The sequence below is a fragment of the Stappia sp. TSB10GB4 genome (assembly GCF_900185745.1).
Taxonomy (GTDB): Bacteria; Pseudomonadota; Alphaproteobacteria; order Rhizobiales; family Stappiaceae; genus Stappia.
In genome coordinates, this window is sequence record NZ_FYAV01000062.1 from 1 (window position 1) to 21,267 (window position 21,267).

The following is a 21,267-nucleotide window of genomic DNA, read 5'->3' on the forward strand; positions in this document are numbered from 1 at the left end:
CCGTCTTCCACAGGCTGATCGCAAACGGAAAGAAGCCAATCGTCGCCCTCACAGCCCTCATGCGAAAGATCGTCGTCATCCTCAACGCCAGAACGAGAGACCACCTCAACGATATGAGTTGATGACGGACTGACCAAAAGGCGTGGTCTCTCCTCCCTCTGTAACCCCAACCGATCCCGTTCCGACCTCAGCGCTGCCACCGGGGCGGAAGGCAACAGCCCTCGCATCGGCCTGACATTTTCAACAATGCTTTATCTACCTAAGTAATACAAAGTATCTCATCCAATTTTCGCCCGATTCCCCTCATAACGGCGCGGCTTTTCTGCTCACATTCCGGTCACATCTTCGTTATGCCATGTTTTTTCCCCGAAATAACCCTGCATACACCGCGGACGAGCCAAGATGGGCTTCCAGTTTTTGCCTCGTGGACGGCACGACGCCGCCACCGGCGCCAACAGACCAAGACCTGCGGCACCGAATACTGAATGCTCACGGAGGCCAATATCATGAAGAAGTTGCTCATCGCCCTTGCGGCTCTGACCTTTGCCGGCTCCGCTTACGCTCAGGACACGTCCTTCGCGTCGGCCGATCTCGACCAGAGCGGCGACCTGACCTTCAGCGAGGTGATCGCCGTGCTGCCGAATGTCACCGAGGAGGCCTTCGCCGCCGCCGATGCCGATGGCAATGGCGTGCTCTCCGAGGCCGAGTACACGGTCCTGCTCGAGAGCAGCGGCGGCTGACACCGCTCCCTCTTCCTGCCCGGTCGCCCTGTTTCCCCTGCCGGAAACGGGGCGATCTGCCGTCTGCCCCCGACACGTCTCGCCTGCCCGCTTCCCAGGTCCATTTGTTCCTGTTATGTTCCGAGTATCGACAACAGGGAACATCCGGGACCTCCCATGGCCACTCCGGCACCGTCGCGCAATACCGCCCCCGATCCGACGGACGCCTCCGAGGAGGCGCTGTCGGCCAGCGTCAACGCCCATCGCGGCCGCGGCCGGGCCGCCGGCCTCAACATGGCCGGCCGCTACGAGCGCGAAAGCCGCGACAGTTTCGACGATGGCTGGGGCTCGCTGGACGACCTGCCGCCGCTCAAGACCCATGTGCAGGAAGAGCGGGCGCGCACCATCATCACCCGCAACGAATCGCCCGACATTTCCTTCGACCGCTCGATCAATCCCTATCGCGGCTGCGAGCATGGCTGCATCTATTGCTTCGCCCGGCCGAGCCACGCCTATATCGGCCTGTCGCCCGGTCTCGATTTCGAAACCCGGCTGACCGTCAAGCCGAATGCCGCCGAGCTGCTGGAGCGGGAGCTGTCGCGGCCCGGCTACAGCCCGCGCACCATCGCCATCGGCACCAACACCGACCCGTACCAGCCGATCGAGCGCGAGCGGAAACTCATGCGCGAGATCCTCGCCGTGCTCGACCGGTGCAACCATCCGGTCGGCATCGTCACCAAGTCGGCCCTGGTGCTGCGCGATCTCGACATCCTGGCGCCGATGGCCGAGCGCGGGCTGGTGCGCGTCGCCCTCTCCGTGACGACGCTGGAGCGCAAGCTCGCCCGCGCCATGGAGCCGCGCGCGGCAACGCCGGCCAAGCGGCTGGAGGCGATCCGCGGCCTGTCGCAGGCCGGCATTCCGACCTCGGTGATGGTCGCGCCGGTGATCCCGGCGCTGACCGATTCGGAGATGGAGAAGATCCTGGAGGCGGCCAGCGAGAACGGCGCCACCGGCGCCGGCTATATCCTGCTGCGGCTGCCGATCGAGGTCAGTCCGCTGTTCCGCGACTGGCTGCTGCGGCACCGGCCGGACAGTTTCCGCCATGTCATGAACCTCATCCGCTCGATGCGCGGCGGCAAGGACTACGATGCTGAGTGGGGCAAGCGGATGCGCGGCGACGGGCCCTATGCCAAGCAGCTCGCCAACCGCTTTGCGCTCGCCTGCAAGCGGCTCGGCCTCAACCGCAACCGCAAGCCGCTGGCAACCGACCTGTTCCTCCCCCCGACTGCCGGCGGCGTCCAACTCCAGCTCTTCTAGGCCTGCCGGTCCTTTGCCGGACCCGGACGTCAGCCCGCCGGCTCGCGGCGGCCATGCTTCGGTGCATTGCGCGAAGATTTCTGTTGCACGTCGGCGCCGGCGCCGGAACGGTGGGCGCATGGTCTTCGCGCTCTCGTCCACCCTTCAGCTTGCCCTGCCGGCCACGCTCGATCCGGCGGCCGAGCGGGAGCTTTCCCGCCGTTTCGACGGGCGGCTCGCCGGCATCGACGAAGCCGGCCGCGGCCCCTGGGCCGGTCCCGTCGCCGTTGCCGCCGTCATTCTCGACCACGCGGCGGTTCCGGACGGGCTCGCCGATTCGAAGACCCTCAGCGAGGCGCGGCGCGAGCAGCTCTACGAGGAGATTCTCGCGACCGCCGTCGTCGCCGTCGCCCTCGCCTCGCCGCGCGAGATCGACGCCCGCAACATCCGCGCGGCAACGCTGCAGGCGATGGCCCGCGCCGCGCGCGCCCTGCCGCTCGCCCCGCTCGCCTGTCTGATCGACGGGCGCGACGTGCCGCCGGACCTGCCCGCTCCCGGACAGGCGGCGGTGAAGGGCGACGGCCGCCTTCTGTGCGTCGCCGCCGCCTCGATCGTCGCCAAGGTCACCCGCGATCGGCTGATGACGCGGGTGGACAGCCTGTTTCCCGGCTACGGCTTTGCCGGCCACAAGGGCTATGGCACCGCGCAGCATGCGGCCGCGCTCGCCCGCCAGGGTCCCTGCCCGCTGCACCGGCGCAGCTTCCGCCCGGTCGCCGTGGCGCTCGGCCTGCGCGAGGCGTAAGGGACGCGCGAGGCATAAGGGACGCGCGAGGCGCTCGCGCGCCCTGTGCCGCGATCCCGCATGCACGCCCCCTCCCGGCGTCCTCCCACGCGTCACCCTCTCCCTGCGTCACCCCGAACGAGCATCGCGAGATCCGGGGGCCATTGGCTGCCAGAGCGGCGGAGGAGAAAGCACCCCCTCCCCGCGTCATCCCGCACGCAGCGCAGCGCAGATGCGGGATCGGAGAGCCGAGGGCCTCACGAAGGCACTCCCGAACAACACCACAACCGCCGTGCCTCCCCGGTCCCGGATCGTCGGCCTTCGGCCTCGTCCGGGAGGACGCCAAGGAGAGGCCCGTGCGAAGGAGCGGAACACCCCAGCAACGCGTATTTCGCACAGCGCCGCCCCAAACGAAAACGGCCCCGCGAAGGGGCCGTCTCGAAGCGGAATGGGAAGGTCCCGGCTCAGTTGAGGCGGGTCTTCACTTCCTGAATGCTCTTGGCGAGCAGGTCGTCGCCAACGCTGCCGGCGACCTTCTTGGCAAGGATCGTCTCGGCGGCGGCCACCGCGATATCGGCGGCGCGCGAGCGCACCTCGGCGATCGCCTGGGCCTCGGCCTGGGCGATCTTGCGCTCGGCGGCCACGGTGCGGCGGGCGATCAGGTCCTCCAGGGCCGCATTGGCCTCCAGCGTCAGGCGGTCGGCCTCGCGCTTGGCCTCGGCGACGATGCCCTCGGCCTCGCTCTCGGCCTCCTGGCGGCGGCGCTGGTAGTCGGCGAGCAGGGCCTGGGCCTCCTCGCGCAGCCGGCGGGCGTCCTCGAGTTCCTTGCGGATCGTGTCAGCCCGCTTGTCCAGCGAGGACCCGACCATGCCGGGGACCTTCATGTAGACGATCAGCCCGAGAAAGATGACGAGGCCGACGAGAGCCCATGCAGAAGCGTCCATCAGGCTGTCCTCACTTCATCGCCGTATCGACGGCCTTGTTGAGTTCGGTCGCGGTCGGCGCCTTGCCGATCAGGGCCTCGACCAGCTCGCTGGTGGTGTCCCGGGCGATCTCGCTGACGTTGCCCAGCGCGGCGGCCTTGACCTCGGCGATGCGGGCCTCGGCCTGCGCCAGCTTCTCGGAGAGACCCTTCTCGGTCTCGGCGCGGCGACGGTCGATGTCGGCCTTCAGCTTCTCGCGGGTGTCCAGGGCGATCTTGTGCGCGTTGTTGCGAGCCTCCGCCAGCGCCTGCTCATAGGCGGCGATCGCGGCGTTGCTCTCGTCGTTCAGGCGGTTCGCCTCGGCGATGTCGCCGGCGATCCGGTCGCGGCGATCTTCCAGGATGCCGCTGAGGCGCGGCAGCGCCACCCTGGTCATGATCCAGTAGAGCACGCCGAAGGTGATCGCCAGCCAGAGAAGCTGCGATGCGTAGGTCGCCCCGTCGAAAGGAGGGAACGTGCCGACCGAATGTTCGTCGGCCGGGATCTCGATGACAGCGTGGGTAGAGCTATCGTGTTGGGTCTCGGCGCCGGTCGTGGCCATTATCATCTCCAATGCCGCAGCCATGCACGCATCGCGGCTTGCGCGAAGCGCCGGCCGGGCGCGTCATGCCCCCGGCCGGAGAATTTGCGTCGCTGACGCAATCCGACGTCTTAGACGGCGAAGAGCAGGAGAAGGGCGACGAGAAGCGAGAAGATGCCGAGCGCCTCGGTCACGGCGAAGCCGAAGATGAGGCGGCCGAACTGGCCATCGGCGGCAGACGGGTTGCGCAGGGCGCCCGAAAGGTAGCTGCCGAAGATGTTGCCGAGGCCGAGAGCGGTACCGGCCATGCCAAGGCAGGCGAGACCCGCACCGATGTACTTTGCTGCTTCAGCTTCCATGACACTAGCTCCTTGAGGTGAGATTGCAGCGACGTAACGACGGCCCCGCCTTATTGCGGGGCCGAACCAAACTGACTCTTAGTGGCTCGGATGCAGGGCATCGTTGAGGTACATGCAAGTCAGAACCGTGAAAACATAGGCCTGCAGGAACGCCACCAGGAATTCCAGGCCGGTCAGCGCGACGGTCATCGCCAGCGGCAGGATCGAGAACACCGGACCCATGATGCCGAGGCCTTCGGCCGCGATCAGCGAGGTGACGAAGCCGGCGAAGACCTTCAGCGTGATGTGGCCCGCCAGCATGTTGGCGAACAGACGAACCGACAGGCTGACCGGGCGCGACAGGAACGAGATGATCTCGATCGGCGTCACCAGGATGTACAGCACCGGCGGCACCCCGGCCGGGGTGAACAGCTTCAGGAACTTCGCGCCGTGCTTGGCGAAGCCGTAGACCATCACCGTGCCGATCACCAGCATCGCCAGGGCGAAGGTGACGATCAGGTGGCTGGTGACGGTGAAGAAGTAGGGGAACATGCCGATCAGGTTGGCGATCAGCACGAACATGAACAGCGAGAACACCAGCGGGAAGAAGCGCATGCCCTCGTTGCCGGCGGCATTTCTCAGCGTGTTCGCCACGAATTCGTAGGACATTTCCGCGACCGACTGCCAGCGCCCCGGAACCAGCCCGCGCCCGCTGGTCGACAGGATCAGGAAGGCCGCGACGACCGCCGTGGTCGCCACCATGAACAGCGAGGAATTGGTGAAGGAAAGATCGAGGCCGCCGACCTCGATCGGAACGAGCTTGGTGATCTTGAACTGCGAGATCGGATCGTTCGCCACCGGGTCAGCCCCTCGTCTAGCGGTCGCATGACATGCCGGCGCGCGACCCCGTCGCGAACCGGCCTGAATTCAGCTTCGAACTATCCGTCGCGCGACCCGTCATGCGGCTCGGCCACCAGACCGGCGGACCGCAAGACGTTCAGCACGCCCGCGACAAAGCCCAACAGGAGGAAGACGATCAAGCCCCAGGGGCTCGTCCCGAACCCCTTGTCGATCATCCAGCCGATGGCAGCCCCCACCAGAACGCCGGCGACGAACTCCGTCGACAGCTTCATGGCCTGAGCATACCCCTGTCCCGTGCCCGAGGACGACCCGCTTTTCGGCCCTTCGGCCTGCGTCGCCTTTTCCTCGAGCGCCCGTGCCAGCCGGCTTCTTCGCTCGGACAGTTCCGCTTCCGTTGGCCGCAATCCGCGCGAACCCGGTTCGTCCTCGTCGGGAGACATCGCTAAAGTCCCCTTTCCCGATACGCTCCGGCGCAGGTCGCCGACCCCTGGAAGCCGGGCGCACCATAGTCGGCGCCCCTGCCCCTGTCAAGAACACGCAAAAAACCGTCAAGCCCCTGTAATATCACACCTTTCATGGCAAAAGACGCCCTGCGTCGAACTGTCCGGGAGCCGTCTTCGCAGGACCGTGCTGCATTGCACGGCGCGGGAGGCGCTCAGACCGCCTCGCGAAACCGCTCCGCGGTCTGCAGATCGACGGACACGAGCTGCGAAACCCCGCGCTCGGCCATGGTGACGCCGAACAGGCGGTTCATCCGCGCCATGGTGATCGGGTTGTGGGTGATCACCACGAAGCGGGTGGCGGTGCTGCGGGTCATCTCGTCCAGGAGGTCGCAATAGCGCTCGACATTGGCATCGTCGAGCGGCGCGTCGACCTCGTCGAGCACGCAGATCGGCGCCGGATTGGTCAGGAACACGGCGAAGATCAGCGCCATCGCCGTCAGCGCCTGCTCGCCGCCCGACAGCAGCGTCATGGTCTGCGGCTTCTTGCCGGGCGGGCGGGCGATGATCTCGAGGCCGGCGTCGAGCGGGTCTTCCGCGTCGACCAGTTGCAATTCGGCCGTGCCGCCGCCGAACAGATGGGTGAACAGGCGCTGGAAATGGCCGTTCACCGTGTCGAAAGCCGACAGCAGGCGCTCGCGCGCCTCGCGGTTGATGTTGGAGATCGCCCCGCGCAGCCGCTTGATCGCCTCGATCAGGTCGTCGCGCTCGCTGATCAAGGTGCCCCGCTGGCCCTCGATCTGCGACAGTTCCTCCTCGGCGCGCAGGTTGACGCCGCCGAGCCGCTCGCGCTCGCCCTTCAGCCGCTCCACCCGCCGCTCGATCCCTTCCGGATCGGGCAGCGGCGCGCCCTCCTTAAGCCCGGCCAGCCCCGGCAGGGCGGAGACGGCGACTTCCAGCGTCTCGTCGATTCGCGCCTCGATCTCGCTCTTGCGGCTCGATGCGGCGGCCCGCCGTTCCTCGGCGCGGATGCGCCGCTCGCGCGCCTCGCCCAGCATCGTGAGCGCCTGATGCGCCTGCTGGTCGGCCTCGCGCTGTTTCGCCTCGGCGGCGGCGAGCGCGTCGTCGGCGGCGCGGCGCGCCTCCTCGGCGGCCGAAATCTCGCTCAGCAGCGCCCGGCGCTTCAGCTCGATGTCCTCCGGCGCCTCCATCAGCGCCATCCGCTCGTCCTCGGCCGCCGCGATGCGTTCGCCCAGCACCTCGATCTGCTGGCGGGCGCCGGCCGCGCGCGCGATCCAACTCGCCCGCTCGCGGGCGATCGCCTCCATCCGGCGGCGGCGCAGATCGCTCTCGCGTGCCAGACCGTCGGCCGCCGCCTGCTCGCGCGACAGCGCCGCGCGCGCTTCCGCCGCTTCCGCCCGTGCCGCGTCGATGGCGCCCTGCAATCCCTCGCTGCCGGAAATCTCCTCCAGCGCGGCGGCCGCCAGCTCCGCCGCCTCGCGCGCCTCGGCAAGGTCGCCGGCCAGCCGCTCCACGGTGGCGCACAAGCCCGCAAGCCGCGCCTCGGCCTCGGCATGGGCGCGCTCCAGCCGCAGCACCTCCTGGCGCGCCGCATCGGCGGCGCCTCGGGCCGCGCGCACCTCCTGGCGGGTCCCGTCCTCGGCATCGGCCGCCATGCGCAGCGCCGCCTCGGCCGCAGCGAACGCCTCGCGCAAGGCGTCCATCCGCTCGGCGGCGGCTGCGATCTCCAGGTCCAGCGCCGCCAGCCGGTTCTTGCGGGCAAGGCGCTGCGCCGCCGCCGTCGGCGCATCGGCGGAAATCACGAAGCCGTCCCAGCGCCAGACGGCGCCCGCGCGGCTGACCAGCCGCTGGCCGGGCTTCAACTGCCGCATGAGACGATCCGCCCCGCCCTCATCGACAAGGCCGATCTGGGCAAGCCGCCGCGCCAGCGCCGCCGGTGCCCGCACCACCTGTAACAAGGGACGGCAGCCATCCGGCAGCTTCGGATCGGCGGCGAGCGTCCCTCCATCCGCCGCCTCGCCGCTCCAGCGCATCGGCGCCTCGCCGCCGACCGGTGCGTCGAGATCCTCGCCGAGCGCGGCGCCCAGCGCCGTCTCGAAGCCGGGTTCCACCGTCATCGCCTCGACCACGGCCGGCCATTCGCCTGCCTGCCCGGCGGACAGAACCTCATTGAGCGTGCGCGCTTCCGTTTCCAGCCGCGACAGCGCCGCCTCCCCGTCGCCAAGCGGCTGGCGCGCGGCCTCGACGGCGGCGCGGCGGGCGCGGGTGCGCTCCTCCGCCTCCAGCACCCGCTCTTCAGCCAGATCCAGCCGGCCTTCCGCGTCGAGCAGCGCCTCGCGCCCCATTTCCAGCGCCGGGGCGCCCTCGATATCGGCTTCCAGCGCCACCACCTGCGCTTCCGCCTCGCCATGCTGGGCGAGGAGCCGCTCGGCCCGCTGGACCGCCGTGCGATGCGCCTCCTCGAGCTGCCGCCGCCGCGCGACGATGCCGGCCTGTTGCTGGGTCAGCGCCGACAGCCGCTCCTCAGCCGCCGCAACCAGTTCGCCCGCCGCCGCGACCGCCAGCCGGGCCTCCTCGGCACGCTCTTCCTGCGACAGGTCCTCGCCGCGCAGTTCTTCCTCTTCCTCGGCGAGCAGCGACAGATGCTCGTCGTTCTCGCCGACCAGCGCCTGTTCGCGGGCGATGTCCTGCTGGAGCTGCTGCAGGCGGCCGGAGAGGTCCGACAGGCGCTCGCGGATGCGGCGCTCCTCGCCGTCCAGTTCGTTGCGGGCAATGACCAGCCGCTGCACGGCCGCCCCGGCGCGGGCCGAGGCCTCGCGCATCGTTGGCACCTTGTGGGCGGAAATCGCCTGGTTCTTCGCCGCTTCCGCCTGGGCCAGCGCGACCAGCCGCACCCCCTCCTCGGCTTCCGTGAATTCGGCCTCCGCCGCCGTCAGCCTGTCGCGGCAGTCGAGCCAGCGCAGGTAGTAGAGCCCGGCCTCGGCCGAGCGGATCTCGGCGGAGAGGTTGCGGAAGCGGCTCGCCTGGCGGGCCTGGCGGCGCAGGTTGTCGAGCTGGCCGTCGATCTGGACCAGCACATCCTCCAGCCGGTCCAGGTTCTGCTCGGCGGCGCGCAGGCGCAGCTCCGCCTCGTGACGGCGCGAATGCAGGCCGGAAATGCCGGCGGCCTCTTCCAGGATCTGGCGGCGGGAGGTCGGCTTGGCGGCGATCAGCTCGCCGATCTGGCCCTGGCGCACGAGGGCGGGCGAGCGGGCGCCGGTCGAGGCGTCGGCGAACAGAAGCTGGACATCGCGGGCGCGCACGTCGCGGGCGTTGATCTTGTAGTTGGAGCCCGCCTCGCGCTCGATCCGCCGCGTCACCTCCAGCGCGTCGCTGTCGTTGAAGCCGGCCGGCGCGGTGCGGTCGGCATTGTCGAGGAACAGCGTGACTTCGGCGGTGTTGCGGGCCGGGCGGTTGAGGCTGCCGGAGAAGATGACGTCGTCCATGCCGGACGCGCGCATGTTCTTGTAGGAGTTCTCGCCCATGACCCAGCGCAGGGCCTCGACGAGATTGGACTTGCCGCAGCCGTTCGGCCCGACCACGCCGGTCAGGCCGTCGCCGATGATGAATTCCATCGGTTCGACGAAGGACTTGAAACCGAGGACGCGGAGCTTGCTGAACTTCATCGCGGCCGCGTCACAGGCGTTGCCGAAGGATCGGGCCGGGCGTGATACCGGCCACAGCCCCGCTGCGACCGGCGCGAACGGTCCTAGAGGTGCTTGGCAGCCTGCCTGTCGAATTCCTCGGGGGTAAGCGCACCACTGACCTTGTTCCCGTTGAAAAAGAAGGTCGGGGTCGAGTTGACGCCGAACTTGCTGGACGCACGGTCGCGCGTCGCGTTGATCCCGTCAAGCAGCGCCTGATCGGTCAGGGTCTTTTCGAAGGTCTCCTGGGTGAAGCCGATCTGCTTGGCGAAGTTCAGCAGCGCGTTGTAGGGGTCCTGGGTGAAGGCCCAGGCCCGCTGCTCGGCGAACATGAACTCGATCACGTCGAAATATTTCTCCTCCGGCACCGAGCGTGCCAGCATGAAGGCGGCGGAGGCAACCGGGTCGAGCGGAAACTCGCGGAAGACGAAACGCGCCTTGCCGGTCTCCACGTATTCCTTCTTGATATGCGGATAGGTGTTCTTGTGGAAATTGGCGCAGTGGCCGCAGGTCATCGAGGCATATTCGACGATGGTCAGCGGCGCGTCCTCGCTGCCCAGCACCTTGTCGGGAAGCGCGCCCGGCTGCATCAGTTCCTCGACATCGACCGTCTGGGCGAAGGCCGGCAGCGCCGGCAGCATGGCGCCGGCCACAAGCAGGCCGGCGGAGGAACGCAGGATCAACTGACGACGGTTCAGGCTCACGGGTGTCTTCCCACTCAATGAAAGGATCTATCGGCGTTAGCTCGTGTTAATCGCCTTTTGCGCGAATTTCAAACGACACCCACATTGTGGCGGCATTGGGAGCGCGGAAACCGGCGCAGTTCCGCCGGCTTCACAAGATCGCGAGCAGCCTCAGCGGGTGCGGGCGAGCACCGCGCGGCCCAGCCGCTGCAGTGCGGCGCCCAGCGGCGTGCCCTCCACGGCGACGAGCCGCTCGGCAAGCTCGGCCTCCTCGGCGCCGGTGAGCGGGCGCAGCTTTGGCGGCGGCTTGCGGCGGCGGTCGGTGACCGGGCGCTGGAGGATGCGGACGCGCTCCACCGCGGCCCAGCCGAAGAAGCCGTTGATGCGCTCGACGAGCTGCGGCATCTCATGGGTCAGCAGCAGCGCGGTCGCCCCGTCCGTCTGCACCACCAGCGTCGCCGGGCGCGGCACGTCCTCGAAGGCGCCGTCCCGGCCGCCGCGCGGCCAGTCGAGCCGCACCGGCTGAACCCGGCCGGCATAGCGCTCGCCGACGATCTCCGGCCAGTCGGACAGCAGATCGGCGGCGGCAAAGCCGCGCTTGCGGCAGGCCGGCTCCAGCGTCTTGCCGATCAGGTCGGCAAGCGGGCGCGCGCGCGTCACCCGGCGCATATAGCCGGGGCTCGCTCCTGCCTTCGGTCGAGAGTGCCGCGAATCAGACATGTCTCCTTTTTCATGCATGAATTGCGACCCTTTTGCGACAGTTCGCGCGCAAGGACCGGTTCGTCACCGCTGTCCCAGCAACCCCGCCATCCACAGCTCGCAGGCCCGCGGGGGGAGCGCGCCCTTGCAATCGCGACCGCAGCACCGATTCTGATGTCCCATGACCGCACCGCATCTTGCCCCCGCAGCCGATCTCGCCGCCGCCCTGCTTGCCTGGTACGACCGCCACGCCCGCGTGCTGCCCTGGCGCGTCGCCCCGCGCGATCGCCGGCAGGGCGAGGCGCCCGATCCCTACCGGGTCTGGCTCTCCGAGATCATGCTGCAGCAGACGACGGTGCAGGCGGTGAAGCCCTATTTCGCCGCCTTCACCGAGCGCTGGCCCACGGTCGCGGATCTTGCGGCGGCCGACGAAGCCGAGGTGATGAAGGCCTGGGCGGGGCTTGGCTATTATTCGCGGGCGCGCAATCTCAAGGCCTGCGCCGAGGCCGTCGTCGCCGCGCATGGCGGCGTCTTTCCGGACACGGAGGAGGGCTTGCGCGCCCTGCCCGGCATCGGCCCCTATACGGCGGCGGCCATCGCCGCCATCGCCCATGACCGGCCGGCCGCCGTGGTCGACGGCAATGTCGAGCGCGTCACCTCGCGCCTGCATGCCATCGAGACGCCGCTGCCCGCCTCCAAACCCGACATCCGCGCCGCCGTCGAACGGATGGTGCCGCGCGAGCGGCCCGGCGACTTCGCCCAGGCGATGATGGATCTCGGCGCCAGCCTTTGCAGTCCGCGCAAGCCCGCCTGCGCGCTCTGCCCCTGGTCCGCCCCTTGCGAGGCGAGACGCCTCGGCATCGCCGAGACCCTGCCGGTCAAGCAGCGCAAGGCGGCCAAGCCCACCCGCTTCGGCCTCGCCTTCGTCGTGAAGCGCCAGGACGGCGCGGTGCTGCTGCGCCGCCGCCCGCCGAAGGGCCTGCTCGGCGGCATGAGCGAGCCGCCGGTGAGCGCCTGGGGAGAGGACATCGACGGCGGCGACGTCACCTTGCTGCCGCCGGAGCTTGCCGCCGCGCGGCTGCGCTGGAGCCGCGTTGCCAGCGACGTCCGGCACACCTTCACGCATTTCCATCTGGAGCTTGCGGTCTGGCATGCGTCGGCGCCGATGAGCCTTGCCGCGCCCGAGGGCTGCTGGTGGTCGCCCCCATCCGATCTGGCCGGCGAGGCGCTGCCGACGGTGATGCGCAAGGCGGTCGAGGCGGGGCTTTCCGCCTGACGCAAGGGGCCCTCCCAATTCGATTGCGTTTTCCGGGGAACTGCCGCATAGACGCGCACCTTTAGGGTGCTGCCCCTAGCCGTTAGGGGGCTGACCCTAGCCGTTGCGGAGACTTCGGCCGATGTTCACGCATTCCATTCCGGCATTGTTTTCCAAAGAAGAAGCCCGCGAGGTCATCCGTCTTGCGGACGAGGCGCAGATGGCGGCGGGCGGCCTCGTCGGCGGCCAGCAGCATCAGGACATCCGCCGGGCAAGGATCGCCTGGCTCGACGACACCGGCAGCGCCGCCTGGGTGATGGAGCGGATCGTTGCGGCGGTGGCGCAGGCCAATCGTGAGCAGTTCGACTTCGCCATCACCGAGTTCGGCGAGCGCTTGCAGGTCGCGACCTATGACGAGAGCGATGCCGGCCATTACGACTGGCATTCCGACATCGGCGACGGTCCCATCGCCCGGCGCCGCAAGCTGACCATCGTCGTGCAGCTCAGCGATCCGGCCACCTATCGGGGCGGCGAGTTGCAGGTCAATCTCGGCAGCGCGCTGTGGACGGCGGAGCGCGGCATCGGCGATGCCACGCTGTTCGCCTCCTTCATGCTGCACCGGGTGGCGCCCGTCTCCTTCGGCCGGCGGTACTCGCTCACCTGCTGGTGCCACGGGCCGCAGTTCCGCTGAACGCGGCGGCGTCCCTTTTTACTGGAACGCCGTCTCGGCGAAGGAGCGCAGCTTTCTGGAGTGCAGCCGCTCGCGCGGCATCGCCCGCAGGATCTCCATGCTGCGGATACCGATGCGCAGATGCTGCGCCACCTGCCGCTTGTAGAAATCCGTCGCCATGCCCGGCAGCTTGAGTTCGCCGTGCAGCGGCTTGTCGGAGACGCAGAGCAGCGTGCCGTAGGGCACGCGGAAGCGGAAGCCGTTCGCCGCGATCGTCGCCGATTCCATGTCGAGCGCGATGGCGCGCGACTGGGAGAAGCGCTGCACCGGCTCGCGGTGGTCGCGCAGTTCCCAGTTGCGGTTGTCGATCGAGGCGACGGTGCCGGTGCGCATCACCCGCTTCAGCTCGTAGCCGGCAAGGCCGGTGATCTCCTCCACCGCCCGTTCCAGCGCCACCTGCACCTCGGCCAGCGGCGGGATCGGCACCCAGGTCGGCAGGTCCGCGTCCAGCACATGGTCCTCGCGGACATAGCCATGCGCCAGCACATAGTCGCCGAGCTTCTGGCTGTTGCGCAAGCCGGCGCAGTGGCCGAGCATCAGCCAGGCATGCGGGCGCAGCACCGCCACATGGTCGGTGATCGTCTTGGCGTTGGACGGGCCGACGCCGATATTGACCATGGTGACGCCGGAGGATCCCGGGCGCACCAGGTGATAGGCCGGCATCTGCGGCAGCCGCTGGCCCGGTCCGTCGCACCGTTCGCAGCCCGCCTCCGTCACCAGGTTGCCCGGTTCGACGAAGCAGGTGTAGCCGCTGGCCGGATCAGCCATCAGTTCCTGCGCCAGCCGGCAGAACTCGTCGATATAGAACTGGTAGTTGGTCAGGATGACGTAGTTCTGGAAATGCTCGGCCGCCGTCGCGGTGTAGTGCTGCAGCCGGTGCAGCGAATAGTCGACGCGCGGCGCGGTGAAGGGCGCCAGCGGCCGCGGCGCGCCGGGCGGCGCCTCATAGGTGCCGTTGACGATGGCATCGTCCAGGATCGACAGATCCGGCAGGTCGAAGACATCGGCGAGCGGGCGCTGCAGCACCTCGGCCGCCCCTTCCACATGGGTGCCGTCATAGAAGGCGAAATGCAGCGGGATCGGCAGGGCGCTGGTCCCCACCTCCACCGGCACCTCGTGGTTGCGCAGCAGCAGCTCGATCTGCTCCTTCAGATAGGAGCCGAACAGGTCCGGGCGCGTGACCGTCGCCGCATGGACACCCGGTCCCGACACGAAGCCATAGGACAGCCGGCTGTCGATGCGCGAATGGGTGGCGGTGGCGATCCGCACTTCCGGATAGCAGGCCCGCACCCGCCCTTGCGGAATGCGGCCGGCGAGGAACTCAGCGAAGGCCTCGCGCAGGAAGGCGGTGTTGGCCTCGAACAGTTCCCGCAGTCGCTCGACGGCGGCCCCGGCATCGGTGAAGGCCTGATACGGCGTGTGCGGCGGTTCGAGCACCGCCAGATCTTCCGGACGGTCCATGTTCGAGGTGTCGATGCCCATGAGGTGCCTTTCTTCTGTTGTTATTCTGGCAAGCCAGTATGAAATTTATTTCATGGCCCGAAAAGATTTTTCTGAACGGCCACCGCGGCCGCTTCCTGCCCGGCCGCCGTTAACCTTCCGGGCGCCGGGGTCTTGCATTCCGCAACAGCGCCGGCCCGGCCCCGCGAAAATCCGCAAGCGCTCCAGAGCATTAGGCAAAACTTGCCGGGAGGCCCCTTGCGCCCTCTCGTTAACGAAGCGAAGCAGTGCGCCCGCGACGGCCGGGAAAGGTAAACAGAGGATTGATTCAAAAGGCGTTTTTTCTCCAGCGCCTTAACTCCCGATTTACCAGACGCGGTAACCATGATGCTCGTAATTGCGTGAGGTTCTGCGTCGCAATGAGTGTACAGCGTATCGGGGTGCCCGTCGTGGCACCCCACTCCTTCCGGGCCCGATCGACCGCTTCCAGTGCAGACTGGCTGGACACGATCATCAAGGGCGACTGCGTGGCGGCTCTCGAGCGCCTGCCGAGGGCGTCGGTGGATCTCGTCTTCGCCGACCCGCCCTACAATCTCCAGCTCGGCGGCGATCTGCACCGCCCGGACCAGTCGCGGGTCGATGCCTGCGACGACCACTGGGACCAGTTCGACAGTTTCGAGGCTTACGACGCCTTCACCCGCGCCTGGCTGATGGCCGTGCGACGCGTGCTGAAGCCGGATGGCGGCCTGTGGGTCATCGGCTCCTATCACAACATCTTCCGCGTCGGCGCGATCCTGCAGGATCTCGGCTTCTGGATCCTCAACGATGTCGTGTGGCTGAAGACCAACCCGATGCCGAATTTCCGCGGCAAACGCTTCACCAATGCCCATGAGACGATGATCTGGGCGTCGAAGTCTAGGGACGCGAAATACACCTTCAACTACGAAGCCCTGAAGACGTTCAACGACGATTTGCAGATGCGCTCCGACTGGAACCTGCCGATCTGCACCGGCGGCGAGCGGCTGAAGGATGGTTCTGGGCAGAAGGTGCATCCGACCCAGAAGCCGGAAAGCCTGCTCTACCGGGTGCTGCTTGCCTCCAGCAATCCGGGCGACGTGGTGCTCGACCCCTTCTTCGGCACCGGCACCACCGGCGCCGTCGCCAGGCGGCTCGGCCGGCATTTCGTCGGCATCGAGCGCGAGCAGGACTATATCGACGCCGCCAATGCCCGCATCGCGGCGGTCACGCCGGCGGAGGACGCGGCATTGGCGATCAGCCAGGGCAAGCGCGCCGCCCCGCGCATTCCCTTCGGCAACCTGCTGGAGGCCGGCCTGCTGGCGCCGGGGGCGGAGCTCACCTGCGCGAAGGGCCGCAAGCGCGCCACCGTGCGCGCCGACGGTTCGCTCGCCAGCGGCAGCCATGCCGGTTCGATCCACAAGGTCGGCGCCCTGGTGCAGGGTCTGGAAGCCTGCAACGGCTGGACCTACTGGCACTATGAGGACGCCGGCACCTTGAAGCCCATCGACGCGCTGCGCGAGACGCTGCGCGGCGCCAACGCCGCCTGAGACCCGATCCGGCGCCTTACCATTTCTGAGAAGCGCTTCCCCGCGCGATGGGCCGCCTCCGACCGGACACTCCGGCGGGGGCGGTTCCGCATCCGGCGCCCGGATCACGAGACGCCGAGAGGCCCCTCGCCGCGCTCGATCATCAAGGGCACGATCAGGTCTTCCTCGTCGTCGAGATGCCGCAGCAGGCCGGTCACCAGCAGGTCGCTGTCGGCGGCATAGGTGTCCGCCGCCCGGCGGATGCGGTCGCTGTCGCCGCCCTCCAAGAGGCCCAGCAAGCCGTTGGCGCTGGCGATCACCCGGCCGATGCGCTCGTGGATCAGCTCGTGATCGTTTTCCAGGATGTCGAAGCCGCGTTTGAGCCGCGTCTCGGCCGCCGCGAAGACCGGGAAATAATGCTGATCCTCGATCATGTGGTGATGGTGCAGCTCGCTCAGGAAGTGCTGCAGGCGCGGCGCGAAATAGCCGCCGAACTGCATCGCCTCGACCTCGCCCTCGCGAAACCGCGTCAGCGCATCGCTCAGCGCCCCGCCGAGCTGGCGGAAGCCGTCGTGCCGCGACAGCCAGAAGCGGGCGAGATCGCCAAGACCGGCATTGTCGTCCCAGCCCTCGCGCGGATGGCGGCGCAAGAGATACAGCAATTCCTCGTTGAGCCCCTGCCGCCTGTCGAGATCGTCCGTCACACTGCCGCTCCTGACGTTTCGCTGCCCGCCTCATGCGGCAAGATGGGGTGCAAGGTCAAGGCGACGACGCCGGATCGGGCAGCGATACCCCTCCTTGCGAACCGCACGCATCGCCCCCATTACGGCGGCTGAGGGCACCAATGGTTCCCGGCTCTGCGCTACGCGCGGCCGGGATGACCTCCGAGGGGGAGGCTGGACCGGGATAACAGCCGGGCAGATTGGCGAAAGGCCTCGCATCCTCTCTGCCGTCACACCGGGCAAGCGCAGCGCGACCCGGTGCCCATTGGCTGCCAGAGCGGTCGCGACGGCGCGCAGATCCTTCCCCACCCCCAAACGAAAACGCCCGGCGCGGGGCCGGGCGTTCGTGTCATCGAGCCGGCGTGACCCCCCCGGCGTTACTCCGCGGCCTGCGGCTGCACCGCGGTCGCTGCCGGGCGCTCCCACTTGAGCACGGGGCTGCGCGCCGCCCGCGTCTCGTCGAGGCGCCCGCGCGGGGCATGGAACGGCGCCCCCTTGAAGCGGTCGGTCTCGCCCTTCTGCGCGCTCATGACGAGGTCGCGCATGGTGGCGATGAACAGGTCGAGCGAGGCGCGGCTTTCCGATTCCGTCGGCTCGATCAGCATCGCGCCGTGGACGACCAGCGGGAAATACATGGTCATCGGGTGGTAGCCCTCGTCGATCATCGCCTTGGCGAAGTCGAGCGTGGTGACGCCGGTGTCCTTGAGGAAGCTGTCGTCGAACAGCACCTCGTGCATGCACCAGCGCTGGCCGAACGGCAGGCTCATCAGGTCCTGCAAGCCGACGCGCACATAGTTGGCGTTGAGCACCGCGTCCTCGGAGGCCTGCCTCAACCCGTCGGCGCCGTGGCTCTTCATATAGGCGAGCGCGCGCACATACATGCCCATCTGGCCGTGGAAGGCGGTCATGCGGCCGAACGGCTGCTCGCCGTCCTTGAGCTCGGCCTCCGTTTCCACCCACTCGATGCCGCCCTCGCCCTTGCGCAGGAAGGGCAGCGGGGCGAACGGCGCCAGGCGCTCCGACAGCACCACGGGACCTGCCCCCGGACCGCCGCCGCCATGCGGGGTGGAGAAGGTCTTGTGCAGGTTGATGTGCATGGCGTCGACGCCAAGGTCGCCCGGACGGGCCTTGCCGACGATGGCGTTGAAATTGGCGCCGTCGCAGTAGAAATAGCCGTCCGCGGCGTGGATCGCCTCGGCGATGGCGATGATGTCGCGCTCGAACAGGCCGCAGGTGTTGGGGTTGGTCAGCATGACGCCGGCGATGTCGCCCGCATGCTCGGAAATGCGCGCCTTGACCGCCGCCGGATCCACCGTGCCGTCCTCGCGCGCCTCGATGGAGACCACCTTGTAGCCGAGGAGCGCTGCCGTCGCCGGGTTGGTGCCATGGGCCGATTCCGGCACCAGGACGATCTTCGGGTCGCGCCCGGCCGCCTGATGCGCGGCCTTGATCGCCATCATGCCGCACAATTCGCCATGCGCGCCGGCCTTCGGGCTCATCGCCACCGCGCTCATGCCGGTCATGGTGACCAGCCAATGCGCCAGCTCACTGATCAGCTCGACCGCGCCGGTCACCGTCGACAGCGGCTGCAAGGGATGCACGTCGCCGAAGCCCGGCAGGCGCGCCATCTTCTCGTTGAGGCGCGGATTGTGCTTCATCGTGCAGGAGCCGAGCGGGTAGAGGCCGGCGTCGATGGCGTAGTTCTTCGAGGACAGGCGCACATAGTGGCGCATCGCCTCCGGCTCGGTCAGCGCCGGCAGGTCCGGCACCGCCTTGCGGGCATGGCTGCCCAGCGCCGGCGCGAAGTCCTCCGCCTCGTCGAGGTCGACGCCGCACACGTCCATGCGGCCGATCTCGAAGAGCAACGGCTCTTCCATCGCCAGCGCCTTGTTGCCGGTGAAGGTCGCACGCTCGCTGGTGAGCGCCGTCTCGCTGGGCGCGGACGGACGGCCCTGGTTGTTCATGCTCATGCCGCAGCTCCCTTGTCTGTGTAATATGCGATAGCGACGCACCGATAGAGTTCAACGAAAGCCGTAGATATCTCCGCCAGAGATGAACTCCTCACGCTGTCAAAATGAATTCCTCTCCTAACATCATTTCTCTTATATTTATTTATCAAACCCACATATTCATCATACGAGCCCAAACATGAATCTGGAAAATCATTCCTAGTAAGAACCAATATTTCCTTATATGCATGTGCTATATTATTTTTCGCAGGCATATCAAAGGACAACATTGTATCTAGTGCTTCGTTCATTTTCTCGAAGCAGGAGTGCCATCGAATATTCATGCCAGCACCTCCTTCAGTGCCGCGACGAAGGCCGCGCGGTCCTCGTCGGAATTGACTTCGCTCGATGCGACGAGCAGCAGGTCGGCAAGGTCGGCCTTGCCCGGCTCCAGCCGCGACACAGGCACGCCGCCGAGCACGCCCTTTTCGGCCAGCGCCTCGACCACCTCGGCCGCCGGCTTCGGCAGCTTGACGGTGAACTCGTTGAAGAAGGCGTCGTTGAGCACCTTGACGCCGGCAACACCTTCCAGCGCGCCCTTCAGCTTCACCGCATTGGCGTGGTTGATGCGGGCGAGCTTCGCCAATCCGTTGCCGCCGAGCAGCGTCATGTGGATGGTGAAGGCGAGGCAGCACAGGCCCGAATTGGTGCAGATGTTCGACGTCGCCTTGTCGCGCCGGATGTGCTGCTCGCGGGTCGAGAGCGTCAGCACGAAGCCGCGCTTGCCATTGGCATCGACCGTCTCGCCGCACAGGCGCCCCGGCATCTGGCGGATGAACTTCTGCCGCGTCGCGAAGAGGCCGACGTAAGGACCGCCGAAATTGAGGCCGTTGCCGATGGACTGGCCCTCGCCGACGACGATGTCGGCGCCCTGCTCGCCCGGCGCCTCGATCAGGCCCAGCGACACCACCTCGGTGAAGACGGCGATCAACAGCGCGCCATGGGCATGCGCCTTCTCGGCGATCGGCTTCAGGTCGATGAGCTGGCCGTAGAAGGACGGCGACTGCACCACGACGCAGGAGGTCTCGTCGTCGATGGCGGCGAGAATGTCCTCGGTGCCTGCGGGGTCGGCCGGCAGCGCCGCGACCCGGTCGCCGGCCATCGCGCTCAGCCCCTCGACCACCTGGCGGTACTGCGGGTGCAGGCCGCCGGACAGCACCGCCTTGTTGCGGCGGGTCACCCGGTGCGCCATCAGCACGGCCTCGGCCGTGCCGGTCGAGCCGTCATACATGGAGGCGTTGGCGACCTCCATGCCGGTGAGCGCGGCCACCTGGGTCTGGAACTCGAAGAGATATTGCAGCGTGCCCTGGGTCACCTCCGGCTGGTACGGCGTGTAGGAGGTGAGGAATTCGGAGCGCTGGATCAGGTGGTCGACGCTGGCCGGCACATGGTGCTTGTAGGCGCCGGCACCGACGAAGAACGGCACCGAGGAGGCGGCGACGTTCTTTCCGGCCATGCGCGTCAGGTCGCGCTCGACGGCGAACTCGCTCTGGCGGCGCGGCAGGTCGAGCAGCCCGTCGATGCGGGCGCTCTTGGGGATATCGACGAAGATCTCATCCATGTCGGAAATGCCGACGCGCGCCAGCATGTCGGCACGGTCGGTATCGGACAGCGGCAGATAGCGCATGTCACGCTCCTTGGGGGTTGTCGGCAAGCGTGGCGGGCAAGGCCTCGACCACGATCTCGCTTTTCACGGAATTGGCGATGAAGCAGGCCTCGTGGGCCTTGTGATGCAGGGCGTCGAGCCGGCCCGGCTCGGGCAGCGTGTCGCCGGCCAGCACGATCCGCGGGCGCAGCACCACACGGGTCACGGCCATCTTGGCCGGTGCGACCCGCTCCATGGTGCCCTCGGCCGCGTCGACATAGCTCTCGACGATGAGCCCGTCGCGGCGGGCAAGGTCGAGGAACCACAGCATGTGGCAGCTCGAGATCGCCGCGACGAAGGCCTCTTCCGGGTCGATCGCCGCCTCGACGGAGTTGGGCAGCGGCACGACGCTCGGCGAGGCCGAGGCCGGCACGATGATGCCGCCGTCGAAGGACCAGTCATGGCCGCGGCTATAGGCATTGGCGGCGAAGTCGCCCTGCCGCCGCCAGCTCACATCGGCCCGGTAGAGATGCCGTGCCATCGCTCAGAGCGTCTCGACATAGGCCTTGTAGGCCGCTGCATCCATCAGGTCGTCGAGCTGCGAGGCATCGGACATGCGGATCTTGACGAACCATGCCGCCCCTTCCGGATCCTCGTTCACCTTGCCCGGCTCGTCGGCCAGCACGCTGTTGGCCTCGACCACCTCGCCGTCGAGCGGGGCATAGACCTCGGAGGCCGCCTTGACGCTCTCGACGACCGCCGCCTCGTCGCCCTTGGAGACCGTGCGGCCGACTTCGGGCAGTTCGACGAAGACGACATCGCCGAGCTGTTCCTGGGCGTACGTCGTGATGCCGACGGTGGCGACGTCGCCGGCGACGGTGATCCACTCGTGATCTTCGGTGTAGCGGGTGCTCATTTCACTTGTCCTCCGGAAGGCCTTCAGGCCGCTTCAGGTTGT

20 protein-coding genes are annotated in these 21,267 nt (G+C 67.9%); 6 read left to right on the forward strand and 14 right to left on the reverse strand.

The genetic code is table 11. The features are described 5' to 3' along the window. Positions 1-506: 506 nt before the first annotated feature. The 3 genes from TSB10GB4_RS18430 to TSB10GB4_RS18440 all read left to right on the forward strand — a co-directional run bounded on the left by TSB10GB4_RS18430 (position 507) and on the right by TSB10GB4_RS18440 (position 2,817). Positions 507-740, forward strand: coding sequence for a hypothetical protein (locus TSB10GB4_RS18430; RefSeq protein WP_186396950.1), 234 nt, complete (start codon positions 507-509; stop codon positions 738-740). A gap of 156 nt (positions 741-896) precedes the next feature. Then, on the forward strand, positions 897-2,036 hold the full coding sequence (locus TSB10GB4_RS18435; protein ID WP_186396951.1) for a PA0069 family radical SAM protein: 1,140 nt from the start codon (positions 897-899) through the stop codon (positions 2,034-2,036). 118 nt (positions 2,037-2,154) lie between these two features. After that, positions 2,155-2,817 carry a ribonuclease HII gene (locus TSB10GB4_RS18440; RefSeq protein WP_186396952.1) on the forward strand — a complete coding sequence of 221 codons (663 nt, stop codon included), beginning with the start codon at positions 2,155-2,157 and terminating at the stop codon, positions 2,815-2,817. Positions 2,818-3,260: 443 nt separating this feature from the next. On the opposite strand, the gene TSB10GB4_RS18445 is transcribed toward TSB10GB4_RS18440, so the two are convergent. The 8 genes from TSB10GB4_RS18445 to TSB10GB4_RS18480 form a co-directional block, all read right to left on the reverse strand. Further along, complete coding sequence (locus TSB10GB4_RS18445; RefSeq protein WP_186386940.1) at positions 3,261-3,740, reverse strand: F0F1 ATP synthase subunit B; 480 nt, start codon at positions 3,738-3,740, stop codon at positions 3,261-3,263. Between the two features lie 10 nt (positions 3,741-3,750). Next, on the reverse strand, positions 3,751-4,320 hold the full coding sequence (locus TSB10GB4_RS18450) for a F0F1 ATP synthase subunit B (RefSeq protein WP_186386941.1): 570 nt from the start codon (positions 4,318-4,320) through the stop codon (positions 3,751-3,753). 110 nt (positions 4,321-4,430) lie between these two features. Beyond that, positions 4,431-4,658, reverse strand: a complete 228-nt coding sequence (locus TSB10GB4_RS18455) for a F0F1 ATP synthase subunit C (protein WP_067220716.1) — start codon at positions 4,656-4,658, stop codon at positions 4,431-4,433. Between the two features lie 78 nt (positions 4,659-4,736). Next, positions 4,737-5,495 (reverse strand): F0F1 ATP synthase subunit A, encoded by a 759-nt coding sequence (locus TSB10GB4_RS18460; protein ID WP_186386942.1) that lies wholly within the window; start codon positions 5,493-5,495, stop codon positions 4,737-4,739. Between the two features lie 80 nt (positions 5,496-5,575). After that, positions 5,576-5,938 carry an AtpZ/AtpI family protein gene (locus TSB10GB4_RS18465; protein ID WP_186386943.1) on the reverse strand — a complete coding sequence of 121 codons (363 nt, stop codon included), beginning with the start codon at positions 5,936-5,938 and terminating at the stop codon, positions 5,576-5,578. A 215-nt stretch (positions 5,939-6,153) separates the two neighbouring features. Then, positions 6,154-9,624 carry a chromosome segregation protein SMC gene (smc, locus tag TSB10GB4_RS18470; RefSeq protein WP_186396953.1) on the reverse strand — a complete coding sequence of 1,157 codons (3,471 nt, stop codon included), beginning with the start codon at positions 9,622-9,624 and terminating at the stop codon, positions 6,154-6,156. A gap of 83 nt (positions 9,625-9,707) precedes the next feature. Beyond that, positions 9,708-10,346: a DsbA family protein gene (locus TSB10GB4_RS18475; RefSeq protein ID WP_244570961.1), complete on the reverse strand. Its 639-nt coding sequence runs from the start codon at positions 10,344-10,346 to the stop codon at positions 9,708-9,710. Between the two features lie 150 nt (positions 10,347-10,496). Further along, the gene (locus TSB10GB4_RS18480) at positions 10,497-11,045 is read right to left on the reverse strand and encodes a DUF721 domain-containing protein (RefSeq protein WP_208984870.1); all 549 of its coding nucleotides are present in this window, start codon (positions 11,043-11,045) and stop codon (positions 10,497-10,499) included. 160 nt (positions 11,046-11,205) lie between these two features. Here TSB10GB4_RS18480 and mutY point away from each other — a divergent pair, with 160 nt between their 5' ends. Together mutY and TSB10GB4_RS18490 are read left to right on the forward strand one after the other, a co-directional pair. Beyond that, the gene (gene mutY / locus TSB10GB4_RS18485) at positions 11,206-12,300 is read left to right on the forward strand and encodes an A/G-specific adenine glycosylase (RefSeq protein WP_186396954.1); all 1,095 of its coding nucleotides are present in this window, start codon (positions 11,206-11,208) and stop codon (positions 12,298-12,300) included. 121 nt (positions 12,301-12,421) lie between these two features. Further along, positions 12,422-12,970, forward strand: coding sequence for a 2OG-Fe(II) oxygenase (locus TSB10GB4_RS18490; RefSeq protein ID WP_186396955.1), 549 nt, complete (start codon positions 12,422-12,424; stop codon positions 12,968-12,970). An 18-nt stretch (positions 12,971-12,988) separates the two neighbouring features. Here TSB10GB4_RS18490 and TSB10GB4_RS18495 read toward each other — a convergent pair whose 3' ends face one another. After that, positions 12,989-14,470: an AMP nucleosidase gene (locus TSB10GB4_RS18495; RefSeq protein WP_186396970.1), complete on the reverse strand. Its 1,482-nt coding sequence runs from the start codon at positions 14,468-14,470 to the stop codon at positions 12,989-12,991. A 398-nt stretch (positions 14,471-14,868) separates the two neighbouring features. Here TSB10GB4_RS18495 and TSB10GB4_RS18500 point away from each other — a divergent pair, with 398 nt between their 5' ends. Further along, the gene (locus tag TSB10GB4_RS18500; RefSeq protein ID WP_186396956.1) at positions 14,869-16,014 is read left to right on the forward strand and encodes a site-specific DNA-methyltransferase; all 1,146 of its coding nucleotides are present in this window, start codon (positions 14,869-14,871) and stop codon (positions 16,012-16,014) included. A 104-nt stretch (positions 16,015-16,118) separates the two neighbouring features. Here the strand turns inward: TSB10GB4_RS18500 and TSB10GB4_RS18505 are convergent, their stop codons facing one another. From TSB10GB4_RS18505 to gcvH, 5 genes are all read right to left on the reverse strand, one after another. After that, positions 16,119-16,697, reverse strand: a complete 579-nt coding sequence (locus tag TSB10GB4_RS18505) for a hemerythrin domain-containing protein (RefSeq protein WP_186396957.1) — start codon at positions 16,695-16,697, stop codon at positions 16,119-16,121. Between the two features lie 395 nt (positions 16,698-17,092). Continuing rightward, positions 17,093-18,685, reverse strand: a complete 1,593-nt coding sequence (gene gcvPB, locus TSB10GB4_RS18510) for an aminomethyl-transferring glycine dehydrogenase subunit GcvPB (RefSeq protein ID WP_186396958.1) — start codon at positions 18,683-18,685, stop codon at positions 17,093-17,095. A 319-nt stretch (positions 18,686-19,004) separates the two neighbouring features. Further along, positions 19,005-20,351, reverse strand: a complete 1,347-nt coding sequence (gene gcvPA / locus TSB10GB4_RS18515) for an aminomethyl-transferring glycine dehydrogenase subunit GcvPA (protein ID WP_186396959.1) — start codon at positions 20,349-20,351, stop codon at positions 19,005-19,007. A gap of 1 nt (position 20,352) precedes the next feature. After that, positions 20,353-20,850 (reverse strand): OsmC family protein, encoded by a 498-nt coding sequence (locus TSB10GB4_RS18520; RefSeq protein ID WP_186396960.1) that lies wholly within the window; start codon positions 20,848-20,850, stop codon positions 20,353-20,355. Between the two features lie 3 nt (positions 20,851-20,853). Next, positions 20,854-21,225, reverse strand: coding sequence for a glycine cleavage system protein GcvH (gene gcvH, locus TSB10GB4_RS18525; RefSeq protein ID WP_186396961.1), 372 nt, complete (start codon positions 21,223-21,225; stop codon positions 20,854-20,856). Positions 21,226-21,267: the final 42 nt, after the last annotated feature.